The sequence below is a fragment of the Bradyrhizobium sp. JR4.1 genome (assembly GCF_040548605.1).
Classification (GTDB): Bacteria; Pseudomonadota; Alphaproteobacteria; order Rhizobiales; family Xanthobacteraceae; genus Bradyrhizobium; species Bradyrhizobium canariense.
The window spans coordinates 62,116-75,547 of sequence record NZ_JBEPRY010000021.1; the positions used below are offsets into that span (position 1 = coordinate 62,116).

4 protein-coding genes and 1 pseudogene are annotated in these 13,432 nt (G+C 58.9%); 1 reads left to right on the plus strand and 4 read right to left on the minus strand.

Annotation, left to right across the window (positions count from 1 at the left end; translation table 11 throughout):
• The first annotated feature begins 1,804 nt into the window (after positions 1 to 1,804).
• Positions 1,805 to 2,860 carry an SAM-dependent methyltransferase gene (locus tag ABIB90_RS31090; protein ID WP_354167152.1) on the plus strand — a complete coding sequence of 352 codons (1,056 nt, stop codon included), beginning with the start codon at positions 1,805 to 1,807 and terminating at the stop codon, positions 2,858 to 2,860.
• A 500-nt stretch (positions 2,861 to 3,360) separates the two neighbouring features.
• Here the strand turns inward: ABIB90_RS31090 and ABIB90_RS31100 are convergent.
• The 4 genes and pseudogenes from ABIB90_RS31100 to ABIB90_RS31115 form a co-directional block, all read right to left on the minus strand.
• Positions 3,361 to 3,582: pseudogene (locus ABIB90_RS31100) on the minus strand (HAD family hydrolase); the annotation flags it as partial.
• On the minus strand, positions 3,579 to 4,466 hold the full coding sequence (hemF, locus tag ABIB90_RS31105; protein ID WP_354167149.1) for an oxygen-dependent coproporphyrinogen oxidase: 888 nt from the start codon (positions 4,464 to 4,466) through the stop codon (positions 3,579 to 3,581). The pseudogene ABIB90_RS31100 and the gene hemF, both read right to left, overlap by 4 nt.
• A gap of 450 nt (positions 4,467 to 4,916) precedes the next feature.
• Positions 4,917 to 5,849, minus strand: coding sequence for a LysR family transcriptional regulator (locus ABIB90_RS31110; protein ID WP_354202004.1), 933 nt, complete (start codon positions 5,847 to 5,849; stop codon positions 4,917 to 4,919).
• Positions 5,850 to 7,643: 1,794 nt separating this feature from the next.
• Positions 7,644 to 12,494 (minus strand): trifunctional serine/threonine-protein kinase/ATP-binding protein/sensor histidine kinase, encoded by a 4,851-nt coding sequence (locus tag ABIB90_RS31115; RefSeq protein WP_354202005.1) that lies wholly within the window; start codon positions 12,492 to 12,494, stop codon positions 7,644 to 7,646.
• Positions 12,495 to 13,432: the final 938 nt, after the last annotated feature.

Below are 13,432 nucleotides of genomic sequence, written 5' to 3' on the forward strand. Positions count from 1 at the left end.
GATTTCGCAACTTCTGTCGCGGACCTCTCCACCATTGCGGCTAGGCGAGTTGCCTGTCAAAGCTGATATCGGGCGCGTAGACTTGCGGACACGGAAAACGGACGTCCGGTCCGTTATTCGGGGACAGGATTGTACTGACATTTGGGGCTAGTCCGTTGCAGTGACGATCTTTCGCGGCAGAACATGAATAAGCATGCGACCACGCTAACGATTCCGCGCGCTTCCGGGCCAGCACGGTCACCAGCCCGCACGATTAGTGTGTGCGCGCATCGCAGGCCGCAGCCTTTCGAGGGCGAGCGTGCGGTTCCGATATCGCGCGCCATCGCTGCGCAATGGGTTGCACACCGGTCTTTGGGTTGAAGTCGCAATCCTTAGCTAGCGCGTGCCTGCGTTCCTCGATGGCGCGCCCGGAGCACCTCGTAAGGCGATTCGTGGGACGGCTCGTCCTGCGCGTGTTCGTACCAGAGCAGCCGAGCTTGCAAGGACCTCGCGATGTAAGGCAGTTCATAGTTCGTGATCGCATGGGCTTGCTCGGGCCCACGCGCCAGCGGTCGCGGAACGATAGCCGCCAATTCGGCGCCGACCAGCAGCTGAGCGTCGAGGAGTGGCGCGGCTGCTCGATGCCGCCCGGGGCCCAAATACAAGCCCGCCGCTGGCCCACGTGAAACGATCGTTCACCGGCGACTCGCGCATTTGGCACCAACGGCCGGTCCATCAAGCGTGTCTACGGCTTCGACCGCCTTCACATCGTGCATCACATCACCGGCAGCCTGCACGGCTCTTGGATGAAGTGGGTGTGTTCGACGATATCGTGACGCCGTAAGGTGATCTTGAAGAAGACTCGTAAGGTCGAGATACTCTGGTCGATCGGGACGCCGAGAGCGCTCGATCCCAGATGAAGCTGATAGCGGCGCACCTCTTGGAAGGTTGCCGGAGCCGAAGACCATCTGAGGAACGCTGCGACTGTCTGACCAGTTGAAGGTGGTCATGTTGGGTGTTTGGCGCGCACTTGCGTATCGTCATCTCATCGATCATGCGCACGCCGACGCAGCGGGCTCACTGCCTCGTTGGTCATGGGCGGCTCCTCTCTAAGGTGGTGAAGGTTACGAATCCCTTCTCAAGAGAGCAGGCTTCGCTGCGCTATGCTCTTAGCCGCCCCGCCGGCTCTCATGCTCTACCACTCGAGCGGTTTACTTTGAGGCATTGCCGAACTGGCTCGGCTTTAAGGGCGAACGCAATGAACCTTCGTATCGTTCCATGGCGACTTTGGATACCCGACGATTTCCTAGGTCTAATTGAATCGCCGATCGCGACTATCTAGGCTGCATGCGTTAAAGGGCGCGGCGCTCAAAACAGCTCGCTCCCGCCTTCCGGTGGAATACGCCCCCTCCCGCGGAAGGTCTAAGGGCGGTGAAGTCCCCCAACTTCACCGCCCGCTTTTTCCACTCGATCGAAAGTACCAGAAGGAAGGCACAATGCCCCACTGCTCTCCGAGCCTTAGATCTGGCAGAGCCGCGCGATGCGCAGTTTGTGACGGCAAGTTTGGTCTCGTCCGGCACTACTCGTGGCGAACCCCCCTTTGCTCCAAGAAATGCGTTGACCGGTTCAGAACTCGGAGTGATCGCAATTGGATGGCCTGGCTCCAAATCGCTCTCGACCAGCTGCCGGAGAATGGCGCCAGGGGCGGCTCACGGTCAGACTGACGCGAATGACCCAACCCGGAAATTTGCCTCTGGGATGATGCGGCACTGCTGTGATTTCCAGCCCGTTCGTAGAATTTCTGCAGCTATCACCGGAGCACACCTTGAATATCGCTTTAATGTCTCAGTTGGTAGCGGGCGTCATCGTCGCGTCCTTTGTGGCATATAACTTGTTTCATTACGTACTGTTCCTTTTGGTGACCCGACCGAAGGACGCGAGTAAAATCGGCCACCAGCTGAATGAGTTCGAGCAGCGCCAACTGATCGAGTGGACACCAAAGCCGAGCGATTTTCTGAAACATGACGACGAAACGCGCACATACGATGACGTGTTCGGCAGGTATCGCGACGAACAATCAAACTACAGCACGTGTGTGTTCCCCCGTTTGGCATTTTCGCACCCTTACGAGGCCGAATATGCGCTTTTGAAGCCGAGAGACGGGATGCGATTCCTCGATCTCGGATGCGGCTCCGGCGCGGCAGCGGAATACCTCGCCAGACGGAGCAATATCGAAGTTGTGTGCGTGACCAATTCCTCTGTCCAGGCGGAGATCTGCCGGCGCAAATTTGCGAGGCTTGGGGGACGTGGACAGGTGATAGTCATCGACTTCGACAGCCTCGATCTCCCGAACGAATACTTCGACGGCATCTATGCGCTAGAATCGATTGGCTACACCAAAGATCTGGACGCGTGGCTAGCTAGGTGCTGGCGGATGCTCAAGCCGGGAGGACGGTTGCTGATCCATTCGCCGGGGTCGCTGGATCATTGTCGCCGTACCGAGGATTACCTGAGTGTCACCGCCTTCTTCGAGAATTGGCGTTACAATTTTGTCGGCGCCAATCTTCTGGTCTACAAGATGCGCCGACTTGGCTTCGGTCCAATCCACTATCGGCGCCTACCATTCTTGGCGTGGGGAGTAACCTGGAACTTCATTCAACACATGCTGTTGTGGAAATACCGGCTGAAGATGCGCACATTCGTGGAACTGGAGCGAATCATCTGGCGCACGTCGAAGGTATTTGTGTTCGGTAACCCGTACAACACGGTGCTGGCCACCAAACCTAGGCACCCTCATGCTCCCACACTCATATGTTCGGAAGGAGTGGCTGGGGTTTCCGACACTGACCACGAACTCCGCGCATCAATACCGGCTTCATGATAATCGCTGTCTTAGAGGGCCGCGCCTCGCCGGTCTGATGATGGTCACCAGCGTTGCTCCGGCACGAATACGCCTGCGGACCGCATCTGGATGTCGCCGCCGATGACGTCAAACGCCGGATCGGGCCCGCCGACGCCCTCCAAGCCGTCCTTCTCGAGGTCAACGAACTCCTTCGCGCCGAAGTCGAATGCTATCTGACAGTCGGCGGGGGTCCGGTACCGATGACACAGGCGAACGGACTGCGCCTGCCGCGCCGTAGCAGTGAGCGGTGACCACTCCGGCCAGCGCGTGCCCAGGGATCGATGGTGTCGGCCCCAATCGCGGCGATCGGTCGGGGTCGAGGGGCGAGCCAACCCTCATGATGAGGATCGACCGCTGGTCACCCTTCGCTTAGAAATGACCACCACGGCGGACGTGTCTGTTCGACTTCGCCATTCGATCTCAGGAGATGCATATTGTCTCCAGGCGCGGAGATAATCGCTGGTGTGGTGCTAAGACTCATCGGCTGGGCTCATGGCGAGATCGTCGGGCAGAGCGCGGTGGCCCGCAGCCGCGAGCGCGGCAAAGCCGCCCTTGACGGTCAGATGCCGGGCTTCAGCAAGCTTCAGTCGCCATGAGGCGTCCGCATTGGTCCACGCGATCTCGGGCCGGCCGTGGGCCGACAGGATGCCGTTGTCCATCTCGATCAGGATGGCGCGGGGGAGACGCTTGCCCGCGCTCATGGCCACTTCACCTCCGGCGGCAGCGACGACAGGATCGAGTCGACATTGCCGCCGGTCTTGAGTCCGAAAATCGTGCCGCGGTCGTAGAGCAGGTTGAACTCGACATAGCGTCCGCGCTGGATCAATTGCTCCTCGCGGTCTTCGGCCGTCCATGCCGTCGCAAAATTGCGACGCACGATGTCAGGATAGGTCTTCAGGAAGGCGTGGCCGACGTCGTGGGTGAAGGCGAGATCGGCGCCCCAATCACCGCTGTCGTGCCAGTCGTAGAAAATGCCGCCGACGCCGCGCGCCTCTTTCCGGTGCGGCAGATAGAAATACTCGTCGCACCATTTCTTGTATTTGTCGTAATCGGCGACGCCGTTCGCTCCGGTACAGGCGTCCTTCATCGCAGCGTGGAAAGCGATAGTGTCGGCATCGTCCTGGGTGCGCCGGCGATCTAGCACCGGAGTGAGGTCGGCGCCGCCGCCGAACCAAGCCTTGGTGGTGACTACGAAGCGGGTGTTCATGTGCACGGCCGGCACCTGCGGATTGCGTAAGTGAGCGATCAGCGAGATACCGGAGGCCCAGAACCGCGGATCCTCCGCCGCGCCAGGGATCTGCGCGCGAAACTCGGGCGCGAATTCGCCGTGAACGGTCGAGCAGTGCACGCCGACCTTCTCGAACAGGCGGCCGCACATCATCGACATCACGCCGCCACCGCCGGGCGCGCCGGTGTGGTCGGTGCGCCGCCACGGCGTGCGTTTGAAGCGGCCGGCCTCGCCCGGATAGAGGCTTTGCGGCGCGTCATCCTCCAGCCGCTCGAAGCTCGCGCAGATGCCGTCCCGCAAGGATTCGAACCAGGCGCGGGCGCGGGCTTTGCGATCTTCAATGATTGAAACGTCCATATCCAAAATCCTGAAGGAACCAACCCGTAGGGTGGGCAAAGGCGCCCTCGCGCCGTGCCCACCATCCTTCACCGGCGTCTTGAATCGTGGGCACGCGGCGCTTTGCCCACCCGACACGATCTATCCCTGCGGACGGTAATCGGTGCGCTCTCGTTGCAAGTGTGGCGGTGAATGCTGACGCGGATGAGCTTGCCGATATGCTGTAGCCGCCGCCAGACGAAGCGCAATAGGTTTTCCAGGATCGGGGTGATGAGCGGACGATGCCGTGGCATTCATTCCCGCGCGCGACGAACTCGCGTTCTTGGCCCTGATCTGGCTCTGTCGGAACATCCGTAACCCTCAACGCGCTCCCCAAATTCGTACCTGGGTGCTTCTGGGCCTTAACGTCACCTGAATCGCACGGTTTCGCGGTACTCGCTCATGTGCCGCACCTCGCAGCCGGCCCCGTATTCACGCCGCGTCGGAGGACGCGACCGTCGAGCCCCGCGTTTTGTCCAGCGCACTCGTCCAGTCGCGAAAACGAGCAACCTTGATAAAGGCGTCGAGCGCCGGCGAATACTGCCTCCCGGCCACGGCCAAAAGCTGCACCTCACGCCGGACAGGGTCGCCCTCGATTGGGATAGCCGCGAGCGACGGCAGCGTGGGAGCATGGTCTGGCGCCAGGATGGCCCCTAAACCGGCGGATGCCATTTGCTGAAGGTGCCTTTCCTGATCGCTCCTGTGCACAACTGTCGGGCCGGGATGGTCGGCAAAACACGTCTGCTTGAATCGGCCTGCGACGTCGCACCCGACCCTTTCGAGAAAAACCAGCTCGTGAAGGTTTTGAAGCGGGATAACTGTGTGACTCGCCATCGGATGTTTCCGTGACAAGACGAGCACATACCGCTCCTCGAAGAGCCGCCAGCGGTTGATGCGCTCAGGTACCTCCACCGCGTCGCCGACGAGTGCGGCATTGATCTTACCATCCAAAAGCATCGCAACGAGCCCGTTGGCATCGGCCTCGCGCAGATCGACTCGAAGATCAGGGATGATCCTGGCGAGTTCCAAGAGCAATTCCGTAATGAGTGCGGCGGAGATTGATGGCGCCAGCCCGATCTTCAGCGGAGCGATGGTCTTCTTTTTATAGCCTCGCGCCTGAAGTCGTACCGACTCCGTCGCGGCAAATATTTCCTCCAGCGTTGGCAAAATCATGTTGCCCAGCTCGGTGAGCTGGGTGAGGTGACGTTCACGGTGGATCAACGCGCCACCGAGTTCTTGCTCCAGCTTGTGTATCGCCTTTGTCAGCGCCGGCTGAGTCACATTGCATTGCTCCGCAGCCCGCGTAAAATTGAGCGTCCTTGCCAGGGCTAAAAAATATCGCACCTGATGAAACTGCAGCTGCATACTTATACTCGAAAGGGTTGAGGTGGTTCGGACCATTCCAGTTCGTTGCCGGGGCGGGCAGGGCTGATGATAAAGCGGTTTGTCGCGGAGCCTCCCAGGAAACAGGTATTGTGTGCCGGCTCGGCATCTCGACCCGCGTCTTGCGGAACGTTTCCTCACCGACACTGCTTTGAATTAACGTTGCGGACCACGCCATCCGCTTTTGAGCGTCCCAAAGACGCGTAATCGTACGAACGTTGCATTGCCTCGCTCGGATCTCGACGTACTGGTACGACCTTGAATTCGCCGTCATTGGCGTCATCGCCTGTTTGGTCAGCTGAAGTGTGAATATGTCACTCGGAGCGTGCACGCACAGCCTATCCACTGCACTTTCCGGGGCCGGACAAATGGTCGTGGGATCGGGTCGGTTCTCCGCATTCCTCACACTTGTCATCACATCGACCGGGAAGCCGTTTCACATCCGGTTCGATGACCTGACAGCAGAAGAGAGTGAGTGTCGTGGAGGGGCAATGGCATCGGGGAAACGTCCATCCTTGCGATAGGGAACTACAGTTCGGCTAAGCGTAGAAATATACAGCTCCTTTGAAGGCGGATCCGATCAAATGGTCGGATCACATCGGGCACCAAAAACCTCCAGTCGCGCGGACAGAGCATCGACTTTGCGCCTTGCGCGGCACGCGTCGTGTCCAGCTGCCGATCGGTTGCAAAGCGACCATCGCCGATATCCCGTCTATGGCGATGGCTCTGCCCATGTTGATTGAAGTTGCGGTAGCCTCGCCCGTGAGTGTCGACATAGCGCGTGGTGCACGTGACGGTCACATCGTCGCAACTAGTCGCTGTGAATATCGCCGGCATCATTGTTCTCCTTGTCGCCGCTAAGCCTGATGCTCTTGCGGACTACAGATATAACGGGTTAATCACTGCGTGAAGCGCAGTTCTTGTTACGGCGTTCTCATTCTTGCGGTTTGTTGAGCGCGTATTTTATGGCGCCGACGTCCGTTGCGTACCGACAACTCAGAGGTCTGGACACCAGCTCGACCCAAATGGCTCGCACAATCCGCCGTAGTATAGAGGTGAGTAACGGTCGCGCTGTTCGGGCCGCGCGACCGTCCGTTAAAACGGGTTCGCTAAGGTGCGACACACGCCACTGATACTCATAATCAAGGAACGTACCTTGCGCTCCTCGCTTGCCAAATCGAATTTGTTCCGGCGTTGACCGGACCTAGCGAATGCAATGACCGCGCACGAGGCCCGGAACGGCGACGGTGGTCAGGTTAGCGCGTCAATGCTTCCGATCACCGCTCCCATGCGGCGACACAATATCGGCATTTATCTTGAAGTTCGCCTCTGCTTTGTCGATCTCGGGCATGTCACGGAGAGGTGCTTGACGATTTCTGAGGCGCCCCCGGCGACCTCTCTCAACGCCGTGGCCAACCCGACGTCGCCGCAATCCGAGTGCTCAGACTCGTGGTTCCTTAGCTGCGCTGAACGTGGAACGACATGGACATGAGCCGTTCCAAGGAACAAGCCACGAGCATGACGACCTCCTAAATGATGAATAGCGCGCTGGCTGCGCCGGCGGAACTCCAGTGCGTGCGAGCCCAGAGTTCTTCCGTTAGGGATCATGGCGCTGTGATTTGGCCACCCCGATTGGCCATCTTAATGCGCCACATACGAGCTAAGATGACTCCGCTGCACCATCTCCGCACAACAGAACAGACGTGAGACTGATATCACAATTCGTGACGCCGGTAGCGATCCGCTCCGTTGCAGACGCGCTGCAAACTGTTCAATTCACGAGGCCTGATTTGACCGTGCGGGCAGCGTGAATTGAAACGTCGCGCCCCGAGGTTGAGTGGCGGTGGCCCACAGTCGGCCCCCATGCGCTTCAATAATGGTGCGGCAGATCGATAGGCCCATCCCCAAGCCGCCGGGCTTTGTCGTGTTGAAGGCGTCAAAGATGCGCTCCAGACCCAGTGAACTCAGACCTGGCCCGGAATCCCGCAGTACTACCAGCACGCCGTCCGGCTCGCCCTTACCGGTGGTGATCACCAGTTCTCGCGGATCCCCGCTGATCGAGCTCAATGCTTCAACGGCATTGATGATCAGGTTCATTATCACTTGTTGCAGCTGGACCCGATCTCCTTGAATGAGCGGCAAACCGTCCCCGAGGTGTGATTGCACCGAAATGCCATTCTTCACGACTTCGCCGCGGGTCAGGGCGATCACCTCAAGGATTGCTTCGTTGATGTCCACGTCTTCTTTCCGTAGAGGTGCTTTTTTGAAAAGCGCTCGTATGCGGCCGACAACCTCGCTGACGCGTTTGCCATTTGCAAAGATCCGGTTGAGAGCCTCCCGAGCTTTCTCCAGATCTGCTGGTTCTTTGCTCAGCCAGTGCAACGCCGCAGAGGCATTGTTGAGCGTCGCCCCGATGGGCTGGTTGACTTCATGGGCGATCGAAGCCGAGAGCTGCCCCATTGTTGCAACTCGATTCGCGTGCACGAGCTCCATCTGCACCTCACTGTAGCGCCGCTCGCTTTCACGAATTTCCTCCTCCGCCCGCTTGCGCTCAGTTAAGTCTACCACGAAGGCCGCGCCTTGGTCCGATCGCTCGCCGAACGTCGCTGCCCCGACCAGCACCGGCACGCGACCGCCGCTTTTCAGGAAGTACTCCTTCTCGTAGGGTTGCGTGGCTCCGGTTGCCTCCAGCTGGGCTAGTCGTCGGTCGTCGGCATCGCTCCATTCCGTGGGTGTCAGATCCCGCCAGCGCAATCGACCGGAGACGAGATCGTCGCGGCTGTATCCGACGATGCGGAGAAACGCTTCGTTGGCATCGATGATCCTACCGTCAACATCCCAGACGAAGATGCCGATGATGTTGGCATCCACTAGCCGTCGGATTCTGGCCTCCCGCTCAGCTAGCTCGCGATACAGGCTGGCGTTCTCTATTGAGATAGCGGCCTGGGAAGCGAGCAGCGTGAGGACTACCATCCGAGCAGGAGTAAACGCGGCAGTCGTAAGGTTGTTCTCCAAGTACAGCAGGCCAATCAACTTGGCCTGCTTCAGTATCGGCAGGCAGAGCATTGACCGTGAGCGACGGTCGCGAATATAGTCATCCGCCGAAAACAAGTTCTGACTGGACGCATCGTGCAGGAGAACGCTTTTTTTTGTGCGAAGCACGTATTGAAAGACCGAGTTTGGTAGATCTGCGGTCGTGACGCGGGCCTGTTTCAGGACCACGGTCACCTTGTCACTGCTGGCCGTGGCTTCTGCTTCAATTTGATACTTGTCGGCTCGCGGAAGAATCAAGAGACCTCGATCCGCGCCCGCGTGTTCGATTGCCGAACTCATGAGCGTGTTCATTAACTTCTCGAAAACGATCTCGCCTGACACCGCTTCCGAAACTCTGATTACGGTAGCCAAATCGAGTTGCTCGAAGGGTGTTACTATGGTCGCCGTGGAATTCCGGACCGACTCGTCCACTTTGAGGTGCGGATAAAGTTCCTCGAGTTGGCGAACTTTTCCATCGGCTCCCCAGCGCTGATAGCAGGCCCGCGCGGCCCGCAAATAGCTTTCCGCGATCTTCTCGTAATCGCGCTCTGCGTAGAAACGCCCGGCAATCTCGTTGGCAATTGCCTGGATGTGCACGAACCCGTATTTGCGAGCCTCGCGGATCGCCTTGTCGTACAGCTCCTGCGCGTTCAGTGTTCGGCCCTCCATGCGGGCGATCTCGGCGCCGACCAAGGCGGCGCGGTCTTCGAAGGTTTCGGGGTTGACCTCCGCCCACGCATGGAGTTGCCGGTGGTTCTCGAGCACAGATGCGAAATGCGTCGTTCTCTGCTCCGGTGGGGCGTGATCCCACACCGCCGCATGCGCCAGCGCGGCATAGAGGCGATACTCCGCTGACTCGAACGTTGCCGCCGACGTCCAAAGCAGCGGTTCCGCGTGCAGCGATGCATCGAGCGCCGCCGCAAGTTCTCCGGCGAAAAAATGCGCCTGCAGCTTTCGCGTCCAGTAATAGAACTCCGCCAGCACCAGATCGGGGCTGTTGGCCAAGCGGCGTTCGGTATCGAGTTGGCTATATCCCTCATGATCCAGGCAGCCGAACGTTTCAGTCAGCCCGCGCAAGGTGCGGATCAAACCAAGTTGGGCTCCGCAGCGCTCGATGAGCGGACCGAAACGCACCCGCCTCGCAAATGCCAAGCCCTTCTCGCATTCCTCTTGCACTTCCGCGAGTGGATCCCCGGCAGCGAGGCCAACCGTGACGGTCAGCAGCTCGCACTCGGCTGTCAGATACTCGATGGAGAAGATAAGCCGGTAATTGCGTTCCCAAGTCTCTTCTGTAAGAAGGGCGCGGCCGGCCCTGAGATAGATGAGAGCCGAGTCGTATGCTGTCGAGAGTTTCGCGCGCCGACCTGCGATCAGATTCAATTCTGCGACGCGCTCGCGATCCTCGACAAGGTTGATAAGATGGGAGCCACGGTTAAGTTGATTGGCGATATCAAATATCGCCTCCTCACGTCTTTCTGCGGGCGTATGCTCGGCGAGGAGCATTCCAATCCGCAGGTGAGCCTCCGCACGAAGCTCCGCCGGGATAAGCGAGTAGGCGGCTTCCTGCACCCGGTCGTGCAGGAAGCCGTAGTAATTGTCCGTGCGGAAGATCAGGCCCGATCGCACTGCTTCCCATAGATGGTCGTGCATGTCCTCGACGGAGCCCTGATACCCAATCCGTAGCATCTCGAACTCTGCACTGTTGCCCATGCATGCGAACTGCTGCAGTACCCTCTGGGTTTCCGGCGAAAGGCGCTTTAACTTGTCGACCATCAGCTCTACGACGTTGTCCGTGAAGCCTTTGGCACGAATGCGGGGCAGGTCCCATACCCAACGGCGCGCGCGATAATCGAATGTCAGCAGGCGATCGTCCGCGAGAGTAGAAATGAACTGGATTGCAAAGAACGGGTTGCCCGTGGTCTTTTCGTAAATCAAGTCTGCCAGTGGGGCGGCGGGCTCCATTTGGCAGTGAAGGGAGTCCACAAGCAGCTTACCTAGATCGTCGCGACTGAGTGGTGTGAGAACGATTTCCTGCACTGCGGCTCCGGCCTGACGGATCGCCTGAAGCCTACGTACCAGCGGATGGTTGGCATTGACCTCGTTGGTCCGATACGCACCGATGAGCAATAAATGCTGCAAATCGTTGCGTGTTAACAGATCTTCGAGGAGGTCGAGTGTGGCGACGTCCAGCCATTGCATGTCATCGAGGAAGAGCGCAAGCGGATGTTCAGGTCGCGCAAACACGCCAATGAAACGTCGAAGGACGGTCTGAAACCGTCTCTGCGCTTCCCGCGGCGGCAATTCCGGCACTGGCGGCTGGTCGCCAATGACGTGCCGCAATTCCGGGACGAGATCGATGAGGAGCAGTCCGTTCGGACCCACCGCCTCGCGAATTGCGTCTTGCCATTTGCGGAGGTCTTCCTCGTTCTCGCTGAGGAGCGGCCGGACAAGGCTCTGAAACGCATGTGCCAGCGAGGCGTGCGGAATATCCCGCTTGTGCTGGTCGGATTTGCCCGACGCGAACAAGCCGCGTGGCGGCACGAGTGGTTTATGGAGCTCATTAATGACTGCGGATTTACCGATGCCGGAGTATCCGGAGACCAGCACCAGTTCGGCTCGGCCACCGCCAACAATGCGGTCGAAGGCGGTCAGCAGAGTGCCAACTTCGCGGTCCCTCCCATATAGCTTCTCGGGGATGATGACGCGATCCGGGGTGTCGCAAGCGCCAGGAGTGAAGTCATCGATCCCTCCGTGGGACTCCCATTGGGATAGGCAGCGCCGAAGATCGCTCTCAACTCCCACCGCTGTCTGATATCTCTCCTCCGCGGTCTTGGAGAGCAACTTCATCGTGATCGCGGAGACCGAGACCGGTACGGTTCCCACCCGCGCTCTCGGTGGGGCGGGTTGTTTCGCGATATGACAGTGCACCCATTCCATCGGTTCGGAGGCCGTGAATGGAAGACTCCCGGTCAGCATTTCGTAAAAAGTCACTCCAAGCGAGTAAAGGTCGCTCCGATAGTCGATCGAACGATTCATTCGTCCCGTCTGCTCGGGTGCCATGTAGGCGAGCGTTCCTGCGATGAACTCGGGAGGATCGGGCGACTGGCGCTCGCGCGGAAGTTGGGACGCAATCCCGAATCCGGTGAGCCATGCGTTTCCGGTGCCGTCGACGAGGACATTCGAAGGCTTGATATCGCGATGTATGAGGCCCTGCTGATGGACTTGACCCAGTGTTCTTGCCAGCCCAATAGCGATGTTCAGGAAGCGAGTCAGATCCAACGGTTGCCCATGGTCACGCTCAAGAATCCAATCCAGCGGCTGACCGCCGGGATCCTTGAGTAAGAGGATCGTCCGCCCTTCGTGACGAAGAATGGCCAGAGGCTTGGCAGCCCACGCGGGATCGAGTTCGGCTGCGAATGAGTATTCGTGCATGAGCCGCTTGACACTCTGAGGCGACGACTGTTCAAAGAGTGCGACCGCTAGGACTGGCAAAGGGTCGTCGTGCTTTCGGCCGCGGTAAAGGGTAAATTCCGCGCTTTCGCGCAGGGGCACCAGCACGTACCCCGAGAGGTGACATTCTTGTTGCCATGGCATCACGACCTCGGAACATTGATTTGGGCAGGACGCTAAAAGGATGTCAACAGGGAAGAAACATCAATGGCCGCGGGGCCGCAGAGTTGGTTCAAGCTTTCTAACGAACTGGAACTTTCTAAGAGCTGAAAAGAGTCTCTTCATCGACGGGATTGCTCGAGAGTTAGGTCCGTCTTATGAGCAAATGCCCGGCTGAAGTTTATCCGGACAACTGCGCAGCGGGTTGGCGGAAGCCGGCGCACTTGCCTGGTGAGCAGGAGCACCGCTGCGGGACAGAACTCCGATTCTTGAATTGTGGCTTGTCGGCCATATTCCGGCATAGCCTCAGCGGCGCCTCCAGCAACTTGTTGAACCTGCAATTGGAGACCTACTTGGTTTAGTGTTGAAGAGCTCCCGCAAGCATTCCGGCGTGACTCGTCTGAACGTTTGGTAACTGAACTGCGGCGATCAGCTCAGGGAACGCATTTCTGAGGCAAGATGCGATAACATGAAGCCGGCCGTCTGATTGTCTATTTGCAAATGCCTCAAAGAGCGGATGGAGCTGTTTCACAGGCTCATGGTGACCAGATGATCATCCGTGGCGAGGTCGTGTCCCCGGTGGTGGTGTAGCTCGATACAGCAAAGCCGCCCGTCCGCGGGAAATCCCAACGAGTCCGCCGGAATCGCGCGACGAGACCTGAAGGGCGCGGCGATGGAAGAATCTGCGCTTGCGGGCCTCGCATTCTGTGCCCCACCGCGTCGCAGCCTGCGCCACTAGCTACCAGTTCGAATGGGACTGGCATCCCAGCGAGACTGCTGCAGATTGGCCAAATATCGGTTCCATGAGATAGGAATAGGCGAGCAACTGGCGCATCCCGTATCGACTTTCCAGCGGTTATATGTAGGCTTTCGGCAGTTTGATCCGGCGCTTCAATTCATCTTGATGGGCGATCTGTTATGAT